The sequence below is a fragment of the Mariniflexile litorale genome, assembly GCF_031128465.2.
Classification (GTDB): Bacteria; Bacteroidota; Bacteroidia; order Flavobacteriales; family Flavobacteriaceae; genus Mariniflexile; species Mariniflexile litorale.
Genome location: NZ_CP155618.1, coordinates 3,234,543 through 3,251,921, shown reverse-complemented (window position 1 = coordinate 3,251,921; position 17,379 = coordinate 3,234,543). Strand labels below are relative to the sequence as shown.

General features: G+C 31.6%; 14 protein-coding genes. 4 read left to right on the top strand and 10 right to left on the bottom strand.

Features of this window, described 5'->3' with window-relative positions; all coding sequences use genetic code 11:
- Positions 1-136: 136 nt before the first annotated feature.
- The 4 genes from QLS71_RS13650 to rpsF all read right to left on the bottom strand — a co-directional run bounded on the left by QLS71_RS13650 (position 137) and on the right by rpsF (position 1,837).
- The gene (locus QLS71_RS13650; protein ID WP_308992537.1) at positions 137-607 is read right to left on the bottom strand and encodes a DUF6495 family protein; all 471 of its coding nucleotides are present in this window, start codon (positions 605-607) and stop codon (positions 137-139) included.
- A 132-nt stretch (positions 608-739) separates the two neighbouring features.
- On the bottom strand, positions 740-1,186 hold the full coding sequence (gene rplI / locus QLS71_RS13645) for a 50S ribosomal protein L9 (protein WP_308992538.1): 447 nt from the start codon (positions 1,184-1,186) through the stop codon (positions 740-742).
- 13 nt (positions 1,187-1,199) lie between these two features.
- Positions 1,200-1,496 (bottom strand): 30S ribosomal protein S18, encoded by a 297-nt coding sequence (gene rpsR, locus QLS71_RS13640; protein WP_209654415.1) that lies wholly within the window; start codon positions 1,494-1,496, stop codon positions 1,200-1,202.
- Positions 1,497-1,498: 2 nt separating this feature from the next.
- Positions 1,499-1,837, bottom strand: a complete 339-nt coding sequence (gene rpsF / locus QLS71_RS13635) for a 30S ribosomal protein S6 (protein ID WP_308992539.1) — start codon at positions 1,835-1,837, stop codon at positions 1,499-1,501.
- A 210-nt stretch (positions 1,838-2,047) separates the two neighbouring features.
- On the opposite strand from rpsF, the gene QLS71_RS13630 reads away from it, so the two are divergent.
- Positions 2,048-2,743: a LytTR family DNA-binding domain-containing protein gene (locus tag QLS71_RS13630; protein WP_308992540.1), complete on the top strand. Its 696-nt coding sequence runs from the start codon at positions 2,048-2,050 to the stop codon at positions 2,741-2,743.
- 17 nt (positions 2,744-2,760) lie between these two features.
- Here QLS71_RS13630 and priA read toward each other — a convergent pair whose 3' ends face one another.
- From priA to nadC, 3 genes are all read right to left on the bottom strand, one after another.
- Positions 2,761-5,211: a primosomal protein N' gene (priA, locus tag QLS71_RS13625; RefSeq protein ID WP_308992541.1), complete on the bottom strand. Its 2,451-nt coding sequence runs from the start codon at positions 5,209-5,211 to the stop codon at positions 2,761-2,763.
- A 3-nt stretch (positions 5,212-5,214) separates the two neighbouring features.
- The gene (locus tag QLS71_RS13620) at positions 5,215-6,156 is read right to left on the bottom strand and encodes a YihY/virulence factor BrkB family protein (RefSeq protein WP_308992542.1); all 942 of its coding nucleotides are present in this window, start codon (positions 6,154-6,156) and stop codon (positions 5,215-5,217) included.
- 98 nt (positions 6,157-6,254) lie between these two features.
- Entirely contained in the window at positions 6,255-7,115 is an 861-nt protein-coding gene (gene nadC, locus QLS71_RS13615) for a carboxylating nicotinate-nucleotide diphosphorylase (RefSeq protein ID WP_308992701.1), read from the bottom strand.
- Between the two features lie 128 nt (positions 7,116-7,243).
- Between nadC and rlmH the strand changes: the two genes are divergently transcribed.
- Complete coding sequence (gene rlmH / locus QLS71_RS13610) at positions 7,244-7,717, top strand: 23S rRNA (pseudouridine(1915)-N(3))-methyltransferase RlmH (RefSeq protein ID WP_308992543.1); 474 nt, start codon at positions 7,244-7,246, stop codon at positions 7,715-7,717.
- Between the two features lie 22 nt (positions 7,718-7,739).
- Here the strand turns inward: rlmH and QLS71_RS13605 are convergent, their stop codons facing one another.
- From QLS71_RS13605 to QLS71_RS13595, 3 genes are all read right to left on the bottom strand, one after another.
- The gene (locus tag QLS71_RS13605) at positions 7,740-8,039 is read right to left on the bottom strand and encodes an HPF/RaiA family ribosome-associated protein (protein ID WP_308992544.1); all 300 of its coding nucleotides are present in this window, start codon (positions 8,037-8,039) and stop codon (positions 7,740-7,742) included.
- A gap of 145 nt (positions 8,040-8,184) precedes the next feature.
- Positions 8,185-8,601 carry a response regulator gene (locus QLS71_RS13600; protein WP_308992545.1) on the bottom strand — a complete coding sequence of 139 codons (417 nt, stop codon included), beginning with the start codon at positions 8,599-8,601 and terminating at the stop codon, positions 8,185-8,187.
- 4 nt (positions 8,602-8,605) lie between these two features.
- Positions 8,606-14,221, bottom strand: coding sequence for a PAS domain S-box protein (locus tag QLS71_RS13595; RefSeq protein WP_308992546.1), 5,616 nt, complete (start codon positions 14,219-14,221; stop codon positions 8,606-8,608).
- A gap of 268 nt (positions 14,222-14,489) precedes the next feature.
- Here QLS71_RS13595 and QLS71_RS13590 point away from each other — a divergent pair, with 268 nt between their 5' ends.
- Positions 14,490-15,062: a non-canonical purine NTP diphosphatase gene (locus tag QLS71_RS13590; protein WP_308992547.1), complete on the top strand. Its 573-nt coding sequence runs from the start codon at positions 14,490-14,492 to the stop codon at positions 15,060-15,062.
- Between the two features lie 71 nt (positions 15,063-15,133).
- Positions 15,134-17,353, top strand: a complete 2,220-nt coding sequence (locus QLS71_RS13585; protein WP_308992548.1) for a RelA/SpoT family protein — start codon at positions 15,134-15,136, stop codon at positions 17,351-17,353.
- The last annotated feature ends 26 nt before the right edge of the window (positions 17,354-17,379 follow it).

Sequence of the window (17,379 nt, the reverse complement as noted above, 5' to 3'; positions counted from 1 at the left end):
AAAGCGAAGCAATCTGTTTATTAATTAACGAAATGATGTTTTGAACTTCAATTTGAAAGATTGCTTCACGGTGTTCGCAATGACGTAAAGTAAACGATTAACAGATTGCTTCAGTTGGTCCTCCTTCGTCATGACACTAATTAATCAAGCCGTCAAAATATTCAAACAATTCACCTTTTGTAATTACAGCACCTTGTTCAATCATTTTAAATTTATCAAGATTTTTATCGTCGGTATAATCTTTATCAGCTTGGAAAAACTCAACATTTTCATCCATTAAGTTTTCACGTAGCCAATTATAACCTTCTTGGGTGGTTACATCAATAGCGTCATTTTTAACATTTACAACAATGGCTTTCATTTTTTCTTTTCCTAAACGGAATAAATAAATGTGTTGTGCAGAGAAATGTTCTAAATATCCTGCTTGGTTTAAAACCCCTTCCCAAATTAAATCGCTAAAAACATCAAGTTCCATTTCGGCTAATTCTGGTTTATTGGTTTTCAAATTAGCCCACTCATCAGCCGTAATAGATTGGGTTGCAAGAAAGTTTATAAACTCTTGGTGTAGTTCTTCAAATTGCTCTTTTGTAAGTCTTGAATATTTCATTATCCCCTCTTAATCTCCCCTAAGGAGAGAAATTATTTAAAGTTAAATTTTGTGATTAAAAAACCTGTGAGGTCTAAAAAACAACAAAAAAGCCCCAACTAGGTTGAGGCTTTCATATAAATCTATTTGATATTACTCAGCTTGTGCAATAACCTCAAATTCTAAATCTACGGTTACTTCTCTGTGTAAACGTACAACAGCAGTATATTTACCTGTACGTTTTACAGTGGTAACTGTAATGAATTTTTTATCGATAGACTGACCTTCTTTTTCTAAAGCAGCAGCAACATCAATATTATTTACAGAACCAAATAATTTATCGCCTGTTCCAACTTTTGCTGGTATTTTAATTTCTAAAGCTTTAATTGCCTCAGCAATTACGCTAGCTTCATCAACTATTTTCTTTTCTTTATAAGCTCTTTGCTTTAAATTTTCAGCTAATACTTTTTTAGCTGAAATTGTAGCCATAATAGCTTGTCCTTGAGGAATTAAAAAATTTCTACCATAACCGTTCTTAACTGTTACAACATCGTCTTTAAATCCTAAATTTTCAACGTCTTGTTTTAATATAAGTTCCATTGTTATCGGTATTTTATTTTAATAAATCTGCTACATATGGCATTAAAGCTAAATGACGTGCTCTTTTTACAGCAACAGCCACTTTTCTTTGATACTTCAATGAAGTTCCTGTTAAACGTCTTGGTAAAATTTTACCTTGTTCGTTTATAAATTTTAATAAGAAATCTGGATCTTTGTAATCAACATACTTGATTCCAGACTTTTGAAACATACAATACTTTTTCTTCTTGTTTGTATCAATATTAAGAGGAGTTAAATATCTAATTTCTCCGTCTTTTTTTCCTTTGGATTGTTGTTCTATTGATGACATAATTAAGCTTTTGCTTTAAGTTTAACTCTTCTTCTCTCTGCCCAAGAAATAGCATGTTTATCTAACGCTACTGTTAAATAACGCATAAAACGCTCATCACGTCTAAACTCTACTTCTAAAGTATTAATTACCTCACCTTCTACAGTGTATTCAAATAAGTGATAAAATCCACTTTTCTTGTTTTGAATTGGATAAGCTAATTTTTTAAGCCCCCAATCTTCTTTTGATACCATCTTAGCGCCGTTAGAAACAAGAAAATCTTCGTATTTCTTTACTGTTTCCTTTATCTGATCTTCAGATAAAACGGGATTTAAGATGAAAACAGTTTCATAATGATTCATAAAAATCGTTTTTATTGTTAAAAATTGGGTGCAAAAATAGTTAATAAATACATACCAAACAACTATATTTAAACTATATTTTTTTAGTATATTTGCTACAAGAAACAAATGTTAAAAATATGTTAATTTAAACAGTTTAACGATGTTTTTTGGTTTTTAGCCGAATTTTTTGTACTATTGTCGATATCTTAACCGAAATAAACAAATGTTATGACTTTAAACTGTGTAGTAGTAGACGATTCCGCAATACAACGTCTCTCTATTGTTAAGTTAGTAGAGAATCACCCTGCCTTAAACTTAATTGCAGAGTACAGTAGTGCCTTAGAAACCAAAAATGGTTTAAATACACACCAAGTAGATTTAATTTTTTTAGACATTGAAATGCCTGTTCTAAACGGATTTGAGCTTTTAGACGTATTAAACAACAAGCCTCAAATTGTGTTTGTAACCGGTAAAACAGAGTATGCTTTTAAAGCATTTAATTACGATGCAACCGATTATTTACACAAACCAATTACGAGAGAACGTTTTAACGTGGCTGTAGATAAAGCTTTAGAGCAGCACAAATTAACTCAAGATTTTAACGAAGAAGAAGGTGAGCATATCTTTGTTAAGAGTAATCTTAAAAAACGTAAGGTTTACATTAAAGACATTAAGTGGATTGAAGCCCTTGGTGATTATGTAAAACTAGTTACAGAAGAAAATAGCTTGGTAGTTCTTTCTACTATGAAATCTTTTGAAAAAGAATTACCAGAAAACAAGTTTTTAAGAATTCACAAATCATACATCGTGAATTTAGATAAAATTGACAGGTTTAACAGTAAAAATGTAGAAGTTGGTGCTTACGAAATACCTTTAAGCAGAAATAAAAAAACCCAACTGGTTGATGCTTTAAATAATATTTAAGCGCCTACACGAACTCCTTAAAAGTTATCGACATTTAAAATTACTTTAACCGACCGAAAATCTTTTACACTTAAAAAGCTATTATTTATTTTAATGATAGCTTCTTTTGTTTTTGATAAGGATTGCTTCTTAGGTATTTTTACCAAAATGTTTTTATGAAACTGATTTCTAATTCTAGCAATTGGTGGCGATTCGGGGCCTAAAATAAAATCTCCAAATACATTTCGTAACGATTTCGCATACCAAGTGGCAGCGGTATCTACCCTACTAAAATCTTTATGTTTTAAAGTGATTTTTATTTGTTTAAAAATGGGAGGATATTTGTAATTATAACGCTCGTTCATTTGCTCGTTATACATATCCATATAATTATTAGTAGAAACCTGCTGTAAAATATTATGAAGGGGGTTGTATGTTTGAATTAAAACCTTTCCACGCTCTTCGGTACGTCCTGCTCTACCCGACACTTGAAGCATTAGCTGAAAACTGCGTTCGTGCGCTCTAAAATCTGGAAAGTTTAACATATTATCAGCATTCATAATACCCACCAATTTTACGTTTCTAAAATCCAAGCCTTTAGTAAGCATTTGTGTACCTACCAAAATATCGATTTCCTGTTGCTCTAAAGCTGTAATAATTTTTTCGTAACCATATTTACCTCGCGTGGTATCTAGGTCCATCCTGGCTACTTTATGATCTGGAAATAGCAGTTTAACTTCTTCTTCTATCTGTTCAGTTCCAAAACCTTTGTTGTCTAGTTCAGGACTCCCACAGGCTCTACAATTTTTAGGCATTATTTCAACAAATCCACAATAATGACAGCGCAGTTGATCTCTAAATTGATGATACGTTAAACTCACATCACAATTTGGACATTGTGGTGAATGCCCACAGGTATGACATTCTACAATAGGCGAAAACCCGCGGCGGTTTTGAAATAATATAATTTGATGGCCTTCGCGTAAAGTTTCGGTCATTTCTTCAACAAGTCGATCGCTAAAATGCCCTTTCATGCGTTTCTTTTTCAACTTATCTTTAATGTCGACCAGCTCAATATCTGGCATTAAAACATCATTAAATCGTTTTGTGATTTCTACAAAACCATATTTATTTTGTTTCGCATTAAAGAAACTTTCTAAACTGGGCGTTGCAGAACCTAAAAGCGTTTTAGCTTCGTGAATATGTGCCAAAACAACGGCTGTATCCCGTGCATGATAGCGTGGTGCTGGATCAAATTGTTTAAAGGATTGTTCGTGTTCTTCATCTACAATTATCAATCCTAAACTATGGAATGGTAAAAATATCGAGGAACGCGCTCCTAATACTATTTGCGCTTTTGTGGAATTGTTTAAAACATGATTCCAAACCTCAACCCGTTCATGCGATGAATATTTAGAATGAAACACCGCTACTTGTTCACCAAAATAATTCTGTAAACGGGTGATTAATTGCGCTGTTAATGCAATTTCAGGCAATAGATATAAAACCTGACGTCCTTCATTCAAAGCCTCTTCAATAAGTTTCACATACACTTCCGTTTTTCCTGAAGAAGTCACACCATGAAGTAGCACAACAGATTGTTCTTTAAACGATTCTTTTATTTCGGTTAATGCTGTATTTTGATACTCGTTTAGATTTTTTGAATCTTCGTTATCTTCCCCTGAATATTGAACCCGATCGGTTTGAATAAAATATTCTTCAAGAATGCCTTTATCAATCAACGATTTAATTATTGCTGGTGAAGCACCACTCTCTTTGGATAAATCGGCGACTTTCACTGGTTTTTTTGTGGTGGCTGAAATAGAAAACAAGGTTAAAATTACTTGGTGCTGTTTAGGCGCTCTACTTAAATCTTCTAATAATTTCTGCAACGAAACTTCAGAAGTATAATGAGGATGCATCTTAACATAACGTACTAACTTTGGTTTGTACTTTTCATATACTTCTTCTTCTACAGCAATGGCATCCTTTTCAATCAATCGTTTGATAACGGGAAGCACATTTTTTTTATCCAGAATATTAGAAATGTCATGGATTTTTAATGATGATTGATGTTGTAATGCTTCATAAACTAAAAACTCATCATCTTGTAAAATAGACGCATCAATAGTTTTGGTATGCTTTGTTATTATGGTTTCACTTTCTAACACAAAGGCACTTGGTAAAGCAGCACGCATCACGTCTCCTAGTGTACACATATAATAATTAGCTATCCAGTGCCACAACTTTAATTGCTTTTCATTTACTATAGGGACTTCATCCAAAATTTGATGAATCTCTTTCGCATCATAAGCTGTTGGTGCTTCCGAATGAATTTTAACAACAATTCCCGTGTAAATTTTAGATTTTCCGAAAGGAACAGACACACGTATACCTGGTTTTAAAAATTGAGCTTCGGCAGTGGTTATACTATAAGTAAATAACTTTTGAAGCGGTACAGGTATTATAATGTCTATAAAATATGGCATACTCTATGACCTTTTATGTAATTTATTTAAAGATGTATTTAGTTCATGCCCCAGCAATAAAATATTAGCATTTATCCACAAATAAAACATGAGAATTAAAAGTGCACCAATAGATCCGTATAATTTGTTATACTGTCCGAAATTTTCAATATAAATACCAAATAAAAAAGACAATAAAATAATAAGAAATGTGGTAAAACTGGCTCCCACAGAAAAGAATTTAGAGTATTTCCCTTCTTTCGTTCCGAAATAATACATGGTTGCCGTTGCTATATATACTATAAATACAAAGAACACATATTTAGCCATGTTAAACCAAAAAACACTTTGTTCCGCAACGTTATATCCCTTATCATGTAATGTATCTAATACCTTTTGAACCACATAAATTTGAAAATAGCCTAATACAGCTATGGTAATAATCAATAAAAAAGCCAATATTAAAGCAACACCTAATGCAAATAAATATTGACGAAACACATTTCTAGATAATTGTTCGTGATATGAGTTCTCAAACCCCGAAAACAAAGCATTCACACCATTTGCCATAAGTGCAATTGATAATACGAATACCGATGATAACAAACCACCTCGCTGCGAATTATCAATCCCTTCAAAAATATTTTCAAAGAAAAAATCGGAAGTACTTGGTGGTAAAAAAGATTCTAAAAACCTTAAAAACTCAATTTTAAAATCGTCTATTGGAACATAAGGTATAATGATTAAAATGAAAAGTAAAAAAGGAAACAACGCCATGAAAAAACTAAAAGCAATAGCACTCGCCCTGGTGGTTAAGGCGCCTTTTACAATACCAGTAATATAAAGTTCTAATAAATCGTAAAACGATAGCCCCTCAAGACCTGGTAATTTGGCCCGTTTAAAAAAACGCACTAAAATATTTACAATAGGAATTTTATCGAGCTTTTCTTCAAGGGGCTTTGTCATTAATAATTTACGTTAAAATTCATAACAAAGTTATTAAAATTAAAAATGTGCGTATAATAAAAACACATTATACTCACATTAAAAAATAATAAGTAACACTACTTGATTGCTTTTAAGCTTAAATCCATATTATGAACAGAATGTGTTAAAGCTCCCGATGAAATATAATCTACCCCACATTCTGCATAATGCCTAATGGTTGTTTCATTAATATTTCCAGATGATTCGGTAAGACAAATATTACCAATCATTTTCACAGCTTTTCTTGTATCTTCATAATCGAAGTTATCAAGTAAAATTCTAAAGACACCATCATTTTGTAGAATTTCTTCAACTTCGGTCAAATTTCTAGCTTCAACCATAATCTGTAAATCTTTTCCTGTGTCTTTTAAATACTGCTTGCTCATTTCAATAGCTTTGGTAATACCTCCAGCAAAATCAATATGATTATCTTTTAACATAATCATATCGTATAAAGCAAACCTGTGGTTTTCACCACCTCCAATTTTAACTGCCCACTTTTCTAGCACACGAATACCTGGAGTTGTTTTTCTGGTATCTAATACTTTAGTTTTAGTACCTTCTAATAAATCAACAAACATTTTTGTTTTTGTTGCAATAGCACTCATACGCTGCATCGCGTTTAATACTGTACGCTCTGCTTTTAGTATCGATTGCGACGAACCCTCAACATACATAACGATGTCGCCATAGGTAACTTCAGAGCCATCTTCAATTAAAACTTCTAACTTTAAATTTTTATCAACATAAGCAAAAACCTTTTTAGCAAAGTTAACGCCACCAATAATCCCTTTATCTTTAACTAAAAGTTTTGCTCTGCCTCTAGCATTATTGGGTATACATGCTAATGAACTATGATCGCCGTCTCCAACATCTTCTCGAATGGCGTTAGAAATTATTGACTTGACTTCTTGATCAAATTGCTCTTGTGTTATCATAATCTTAGGTTGATTTGCCACAAAAATAAGAAATTGATTTACTTTTTTAAATTTTACATTTATGAATTTTATAAATTTTTCATATTTAAATTCATTATTCATAAATACTAAGTGTTAATTTTGCCATTATGACCATCAAATTAATTGCCATAGGAAAAACTGATAATAGAGATTTACAATCGTTAATGGATGATTATACCAAACGATTAGGTTTTTATATTAAGTTTTCAATTGATATTATTCCAGACTTAAAAAACACTAAAAACTTAAGCGAAGAACAGCAAAAACAAAAAGAAGGCGAACTTATTTTAAACAGATTAAGTGCTACCGATGTTCTAATTTTGTTAGATGAAAATGGAAAACAACAAAGTTCTGTTGCTTTTTCTGAATATTTGCAAAAGCATATGAATTCTGGAATAAAACAATTGATTTTTGTTATTGGAGGTCCTTACGGGTTTTCACAAGATGTTTATAACAAAGCAAATGGGAAACTATCACTATCTAAAATGACATTTTCCCATCAAATGATTCGCTTATTTTTTATAGAGCAACTTTATAGAGGGTTTACAATTTTAAGAAACGAACCCTACCACCACCGCTGATCAATTAACAATTGTTAATTGATTAATGTGTTTTAAAAACTTCTTTTCGTTTTTCTAATTGGCGCTCTAAGTCGCTAATTGTTTCTCTTACCGATACTTCAAAATTTCGTTCGGTAGAAGTGGCGAAAATTCTAGGTCCTGGTAAACTTAATTCTATATTGCATATTTTACCTGTGTCGTGTTTATTCTCATCTTGTTTAAAATACACGGCGGCACTTATTAAAAACTCATATTTAATAAATAGTTTTTCTAACTTTTCTTCGGTAAAAGCCGATAATGTATCGCTTACATCTACACCTACATATTGAAAATTTACTGTCATAATTTAATATTTTTTATATCGCTAAATTTAATCTATAATTTTTAATACCCTTCTATTCTATTTAATATTTTTTGAGGAATATTTTGAATTAAGATCAATTATTATTTAGAAAACGACACTATTAAAACCTAGTTATAAACGATTCTTATAACATTCCTTTAATATCCAATTTTTCTAAAATAGACTTTAATTCGCCTGGATGTATGGGTTTTATTATGTAATCAGAAATTCCAGTGATACTTTTAGCTTTTTCTATATCAATGGGATCTACAGAAGAAGACACCATATATATTATTATTTTTTTACCGATATTAGGTTTTATTTTTACATATTCTTCCATAAACTGGAATCCATCCATAATGGGCATATTGATATCTAAAAAAATAACATCTGGCAGTTCATCCATATTGTTAAGATTGTCCATCATAAAATCTATCGCTTCTTCTCCGTCTGAAAAAACAATTATTTTTTTTGCCAATTTTAGAGACTCTAATGTTTTGATGATGGTATATTGATAAATATCATCATCATCAACAATACATATATTTAAAGGGTCATTCATGTTATTAATTAAAATTTATGTTAAAAGTAGAGCCTATATTCACTTCGCTTGTTGCTGAGATTTTACCTCCCATTGCTTCAATTTGCATTTTTGTCATAAACAACCCTACACCTTTAGCATCTGGATGTCTGTGAAAAACTTTATTCAATCCAAATAATTTGCTCCCATGTCTTTTTAAATCAATCCCCATGCCATTATCTTTAAATTTTAGTTTTATTTTACCTTTTTCTATTTCAGACTCGATAAATAATTCTGGTAAACGACCATCAGATCTATATTTTATTGCATTACCCACTAAGTTAAGGAAAATACTCTCTAAATAAACCTTATTGTACGAAACTTTTTTAATTTTAGAGAAATCACTTGTAATTATAATGCCTGATTTCAAAATTTCACCAGAAAGAATTTCTTTTGTTTTAATTAAAACTTCATCAAACGTAATCTCTTCAAGATTCTGTGAGGTTTCATTTTTAGTTTTTATTGCTGCGACTAAAGTGTTTAGTGTTTGAGTAAGATGATTAATGACTTTTTCAAATTTCTTAAATAAACTAGCTTTATCCTCTTCATTTTCTGAGGTATTGTAAAAACCCAAAAGCGAATTAAGGTTACTTACTGGAGCACGTAAATTATGAGAAGTAATATGCGCAAAATCTGCAAGTTGGGTATTTTGAACTGTTAACTTATTGGCTAATACCTCTAAGCTTTCTTTTGACTCAATTATTTTTCGGGCAGCTAATTTTTGTGTTGTAATATCTCGAATTGCTGCCGATACTAATAACCCTTCTTCTGTTTGTAAAGGGCTTAAACTTATTTGTATGGGAATTTCATGTCCACTTTTATTTATTCCAAATAATTCTTTTCCATCACCCATTCCTCTAGTTTTTGGATTGGAGAAAAAACCATCACGATGTGCCTTATGATTCCCAATAAATCGTCCAGGAATGAGAATCTCAACAGATTTTTCAAACAATTCCTCTAATGAATATCCAAATAGTTTTTCAGCTTGTTTGTTTATTAATTGTATTTTTCCTTTTTCATTTACAATTACCATGGCATCTGGAGCAGACTCTAACAACCCTCTAAATTTATTCTCAGCCATTTTTTGCGCCGTTACATCTTGGCAAGTACCAATTAATTCAATAACATTACCCAAATTATCAGTGATAACTTCCGCTAAGAGTTGTATCATTTTTACGGTTCCATCCCTTAATTTGACACGATGCATTAAATCAGTAAATTTTTTATCTTTAATAGACGCCTCTCTATGTTTAATTACTTTTTCTAAATCCTCGGGGTGAACAAAACTCAAGTACACATCAAAATTTAGTTCTGTTTTTTCTTCAATTCTAAAAATTTTGTAAAGGTTAGCAGACCATTGTATAGTGCTAGTAAAAGCATCCATTTGCCAATTCCCCATCATGGTTATTTTCTCTGCAAAACTTAATAACTGATTTTTTCGTAATAATTCATTCTCAGCCAATTTCTGGATTGTAATATCCCGTATCGCGGCCGACACTAATAACCCTTCTTCTGTTTGAAGGGGGCTCAAACTTATTTGTATAGGAATTTCTTTTCCTTTTTTATTTATTCCAAATAACTCTTTTCCCTCTCCTATACCTATCGTTTTTGGATTGAAAAAAAAGCCATTATCATCTACACTATGAGTAACTGAAAATCCTTTGGGAATTAATATCTCAACTGAATTCCCAAACAATTCTTCTAGTGAATATCCAAATAGTTTTTCAGCTTGTTTGTTTATTAATTGTATTTTTCCTTTTTCATTCACAATTACCATGGCATCTGGAGCAGACTCTAACAACCCTCTAAATTTATTCTCAGCCATTTTTTGCGCCGTTACATCTTGGCAAGTACCAATTACTTCAATAATTCTACCCGATGTATCTGTAATTACTTCAGCCAAGAGTTGTATTGTTTTTACAGTTCCATCTTTTAGTTTGATGCGATGTATTAAATTATCAAACTTTTTATCTCTAAATGCGACCTCCTTATGCTTAATTATTTTTTCTATATCTTCTGAATGAACAAAACTAAGATATGTATCAAAAGTTAGTTTTGTGTTTTCTTCAAGTCCAAAAATTTGATAAAGATTAGCAGACCATTTCATATTATTGGTAACGAGATCCAATTGCCAATTCCCCATCATGGTTATTTTTTCTGCAAAACTCAATAACTGATTTTTTCGTAACAATTCATTCTCTGCTAATTTCTGTTCCGTAATATCCCGTATGGCAGCAGACACTAACAATCCCTCTTCTGTTTGTAAGGGGCTAAAGCTTATTTGTACCGGAATTTCTTTTCCATTTTTATTTATTGCAATGGATTCTTTTGCCTCTCCCATAACTTTAGTTCTAGGATCGGTACTGCTAAATCGTTTTGGAATGAGAATATCTACCCTTTTTTCAAATAGTTCTTCTGCTGAATACCCAAATAATATTTCTGCTTGTTTGTTAATAAGTTGTATTTGTCTTCTTTCATTTACTATCACCATAGCATCTGGTGCTGATTCTAAAAGACCTCTGAATTTCTTTTCAGCCATCCTTTGCTGTGTTACATCTTGACACGTACCAACTAATTCAATAACATTCCCCATAGTATCAACAACAATTTCCGCCAAGTTTAGTAGTGTTTTTATGGTTCCATTTTTTAATTTAATGCGAAACATTAAATCATTGAAATTTTTATCTTTAATTGACTTCTCTACATGCTTAGCTACTCTTTCTTTATCTTCTGGATGAACAAAACTTATGAACGTATTCCTTGTTATCTCTGTATTTTCTTCAAGTCCAAAAATATGATACAAATTCTTAGACCATTTCTCACTATTGTTAACTAAATCTACTTGCCAATTCCCCATCATAGTAAGTTCCTCTGCAAAATTGAGCAACTTATTATTTCGTAAAAGTTCATTTTCAGATTTTCTTCTTTCAGAAACATCAATTGAAACACCTAAGAATCCAATATCTTTACCTTGCTCATCTTTAATTCCCGTTAAAGTTAGTTGAACAGGTAATGTTGAGCCATCCTTCCTAATATAAGTCCATTCACGGGTATCGTAGGCATTATTTTTTGACAATTCTAATTGTGGATGAAAACCTATCGGATTTTTATCATACTGTTTTGCAATGTCACTTTTAAACTTATCTAATTCTTCTTCTGTATGATAAATAAATGGCGTTTGCAATCGCATCATTTCAGATGCTGAATATCCAGTTAAAATTTCTGCCCCGCGATTAAAATAATTAATAACACCCTTAATATCAGTAGTTACGATGCCTATGGGTCCAGAATTAAATATAGCTTGCAATTGTACATGTGCATCGTGCAATTCTTTTTCAGAAACCTTACTAGCAGTAATATCTTGACAAGTACCAATCATTTCAATAACTTCACCTTTACTGTTGGTAATAACTTCTCCTAAAAGCTGAATGAATTTTAATTCCCCATCTCCTGTTATTATACGATGCGTAAATCTATTTAGACTTTTCTCTTCTACTGTTTTATTAAAATAATCGGCTACAATGTCTTTATCTTCAGGGTGAACGAAATTAAAATAAGTATCAAACTTTAAATTATCTATTCTTTTATCCAGCTTAAAAATATTATATAGATTATTCGACCATTTTACTTTATCTGTAACAGTATCCCATTGCCAGTTCCCCATCAAAGTAATCTCTTCTGCAAAATTTAATAACTGATTTTTTCTCAATAATTCATCTTGAGCAATTCTTTTTTCAGAAATATCAGTTGAGATACCTAAAAAGCCTATAAGTTCACCTTGATCATCCTTAATTGACGTTAAGGTTAATTGAACAGGTATGGTGGATCCATCTTTTCTTTTATATGTCCATTCTCGGGTATCGTAGGCATTATGTTTTGACAATTCTTCTTGTGCACTAAAACCTATCGGATTTTTATTATATTGTTTTGCTATATCAATTCTAAACTTATCTAATTCTTCTCGTAGATGAAAAAACGTTGGTCTTTGCAACCCGATCATTTCAGATGCTGAATATCCAGTTAAAATTTCTGCTCCGTGATTAAAATGACTAATAATACCATCAACTTCAGTCGCTACTATGGATACAGCTCCAGAATTAAATATGGCCTTCAATTCTGTATGTGCCTTGTTTAAAGCTAATTGTGAAAGCTTCTTATCATTTATATCCTGAAACACCCCAAAAAGCCGTATACATTTACCACCTACAATTTCTGCTTGGCCCATAGCACGTGTCCAAAGAATATTACCTTTTAAAGTAACAAGCTCTACCTCAACATCGTAAGGAGTACCATGTTCCATAGCTTCCCCAACTACTTTTTCGAGTATATTTCTACTTTCTCCTTCCTTAAAAAAATTAATAGCAGTTTCTAAATCTGGTTCATAGTTTTCAGGCACTTCATGGATTTCACGAACCATTTTACTCCAAAAAATCCTATCTTTTTCTAAGTTTATTTCCCAAGCTCCAATACGTGCCACTTCATTTGTTTTATCTAATATTATTTCAATTTGAACCCGCTCTTCTTCTTTTTCTTTTAAATGCGTAATATCTCCAGTATGCATTATTAAACCACCTATATTTCCTTCTGAAATGTACCAAGGACGCACATCCCAATAAATCCATTGTACAGTGCCATCTGCACGAACAAAAGGTGCTTCATCACAAACATCTATAGCGCCTTTTAAACCTTTTTGATGATTTGCTTTCCAATCATCTCCTATTTCTGGAAAAATATCATAATGAGAACGACCAATAATTTCTTGACCCTCCATTTTATAATCTTTTATCCAACGTTGAGACACTGCAATGTATTTCATATCTTTATCAAGCATAGCAATGGCCGTTGGAGCCTGCTCAATAAAAACTTTGTTATATGTGTCTTTTATCTCTAAATCTGTTTTGAGCTTTGTTAACTCTAACATGTTCTCTTTTATCTTATTTTCTGAGATGGCTAATTCTTTATTAGCCTGCTCAAGTTCATTATGTTTTTTTAAAAGTTGATTAAAAGCAGGAACTAATACAAACATAAATTCCCCTAATAATATAAGTGCTGCAATAACACCAAGAAAAAATATTGTATATTTTAATTTTTGAAGTTTTTTACTGGCTTCTTTTTCATATGAATTTACGATAAGATCCATCGTTTTAAAAAAAGGGATTTCGGACTCCCATATTGTTTGTAATGATGTATTCACTACAGATTCTTCTTTATTGTTAAAAATATTTCTAATAGAAGTAAGTATTTTATTGTAATCAGGTTCAATAACCTTAAACAATGAATCAATAACTCTATTATTACCTTCTTTTATGTTTTTTGAATACAAGTAATTACGAGAAACTTCCAATTCATTCGAAAGCTCTTTTAACTTATTAAGTTCATTGACATCAGAGAGTGCATCCTTATTCTTAGAAAAATAATAAACCTGACGTTCAATACGTTCCATTAAATAACCTTGTTTACTCGATAAATTAAGGTTATTAGTGGTGGTATTTTGTAAATTGATACTACGATTGATAATTAGTACGACTGAAATAATAATTATTCCAATTGTAAGCATAAAAATAATATATCGTTTCTTAATTGACTTAGTAAGGTTTTTCATGTAAAGCACTTTCAATAATCAGTGAAACAGATAACATATCTAACTGAAACCTAAATTAATTTAAAAAATATTTGTTATTGAAAAGATACCAAATGCAGAGAGGAAGAATACTTATTCTTTTTTTAAAAGATACCTTAAAAACAAATATGCATAAAAACGTTTAATAAAAAAAATATTCAACATAAATATTACTATGGTTTTGAAGTTATTTATTTTTCTAACCAAGCCAAAATGTCCTTACTTTTGCCTTTAACTTTTAAAATTTTCAATGAAAATCGTTTTCGCAACCAATAATTTAAATAAACTCAAAGAAGTACAAGCTTTAATTCCCAACCATATTAAACTAATCAGTCTTAAAGAGATTGAATGTTTTGAAGATATTCCTGAAACTCAAAATACCATTGAAGGGAATGCCATTCAAAAAGCAACTTACATTAAAGAAAACTACGGATATGATTGTTTTGCTGATGATACAGGATTGGAAGTTGAAGCCTTAAATGGGGAGCCTGGTGTATTTTCCGCACGTTACGCTGGCGAACAACGCAATGCCAATGATAATATGAATAAATTGCTTGATGCATTAAAAGATGATTCAAATAGAAACGCCCAGTTTAAAACCGTTATCGCATTAAACCTTAACAACCAACAACACAGCTTTACTGGTATTTGTAAAGGAGAAATTACCAAAACAAAACAGGGTCGTCAAGGATTTGGTTACGACCCCATATTTAAACCCCATGGCCACGAAAAAACGTTTGCCGAAATGGATTTAAGCATTAAAAACAATATAGGGCATCGTGGTAAAGCAATATCTCAACTGGTTGCTTTTTTAAATTCTTAATATATAAAAAATCGACATAAAATTTAACAATACTAGTTGGTTGTTAATATTCTTTATGTTACTTTTAAGTTATGACAGAGGAAGACATTGAAAAAGAAAATGCAGCCATTACCAAAGCCTACAAAGAGTTATTAAAAGTTAGTTATACAACGCTTACTGACGATGATAAAAAATTAATTCGTAAAGCTTTTGAAGTTGCCTTAGACGGACATAAAAATCAGCGCAGAAAATCTGGTGAAGCCTACATTTTTCACCCCATTGCTGTTGCTAAAATTGTAGCGCAAGAAATTGGTTTAGACGCCACTTCTATTGCTGCTGCTTTGCTGCATGATGTCGTTGAAGATAATCCTGATTATGAAATTATAGATATTGAAAAAAAATTCGGAAAAACCGTTGCCACCATTGTAGATGGACTCACTAAAATAGCTTCATTAAGTAAAGAAAAAGACATGAATGTGTCTATGCAAGCTGAAAATTTCAGGAAAATGCTTCTTACTCTTAATGACGATGTTCGTGTTATCATTATAAAGATTGCCGACCGTTTGCATAACATGCAAACAATGGATTCAATGCGTGAAGACAAACAAGAAAAAATAGCTTCCGAAACCTTATATATTTATGCGCCTTTAGCTCACCGTATTGGGCTTTATAACATAAAAACCAAACTTGAAGATTTGGGTTTAAAATACACCGAACCCGATGTATATTTCGATATTCTTCATAAAATAAAAGAAAGTAAAGAAGAGCAAGACCTTTATATAGCAGAGTTTAGTGAGGTTATTAGAAATTCTTTGGATAAAGAAAGCCTAGCATACACTATTAAAGGACGTCCGAAATCTATTTTTTCCATCAGAAGAAAAATGCTTAAACAAGGCGTTTCTTTTGATGAAGTTTACGATAAGTTTGCCATTAGAATTATTTATGCAAGCGATCCTTCAACTGAAAAGTTTTTAGCTTGGAAAATTTACTCTATTGTAACCGATCATTTTAGACCCAACCCCATTCGTCTTCGCGATTGGATTTCTTCGCCAAAATCTACAGGTTACGAAGCCTTACACATTACCGTAATGGGACCAAAAGGACGCTGGGTAGAAGTTCAAATACGCAGCGATCGCATGAACGAAATTGCTGAAAAAGGGTATGCTGCGCATTATAAATACAAGCAAGGGAATGAAAAAGAAGATAATTTAGAAGACTGGATAAATAAATTACAAGAAGCCTTAGAAAATCCAGAAACAAATGCGGTAGATTTTGTTGAACAATTTAAACTCAATTTATACTCAAAAGAAATTTTTGTTTTCACGCCAACAGGTGAATTAAAATCGCTCCCAAAAGGCGCTACTTCATTAGATTTTGCATTTAACATCCATACCGAAGTAGGAATGAAAACCCGAGGTGCTAAAGTAAATGGTAAGTTAGCACCGCTAAATCATGTTTTACAAAGTGGCGACCAAGTAGATGTGTTAACTTCAGAAACAGTTAAACCAAATGCCAACTGGCTAGACTACGCCACGACAGCTAGAGCTAGGAGTAAAATTAAATCGGCCTTAAAAGAAGATAAAAAACGTATTGCTGAAGAGGGCAAGGAAATATTACGCCGAAAATTAAAACAGTTAAAAATTAACCTTAACGAAGCATCTATAAACGAATTAGTAAACTTTTTCAAACTCAAAACAAGTTTAGATTTGTTTTACAGAGTAGGCATTGGCACTATAGACAACAACATGCTAAAAGACTATGCGTCTTCTAGAAGTAATGCTTTAATGAGTTATATCAAAAGTAAAATTTCCCGGAAAACTAACATAAAAAAAGAGGAGATTGAAAAAGAAGAAATCACTACCAATTATGATTCACTAGTTTTTGGAAAAGAAGAAGAAAAATTAGATTACAAATTATCAAGTTGCTGCAACCCAATTCCTGGTGATGATGTTTTTGGATTTTTAACAGTTTCTGAAGGTATTAAAGTTCATAAAAAAAATTGCCCAAATGCATTAAGTTTACAATCTAATTATGCTTATAGAATCATGCCTGCAAAATGGATAGATTCTTCCCAACAAGAGTTTTTTGCCCAAATTGTAATTACTGGTATAGACCATATAGGATTGGTAAACGATATTACTAAAATAATTTCAGAGAACATGCATGTAAATATGAAAAGCATTAGTTTTGAAAGCGACGGTGGGTTGTTTTCTGGAAAAATTAATGTGGTAGTAAAGAATAATACGCTCTTAAAAAAGCTATTAGATAAGCTTAAAAAAATTAATGGTATAGATAAGGTTACTAGACTGTAAAAAAAGTGTAAATTTGCGACGAAATT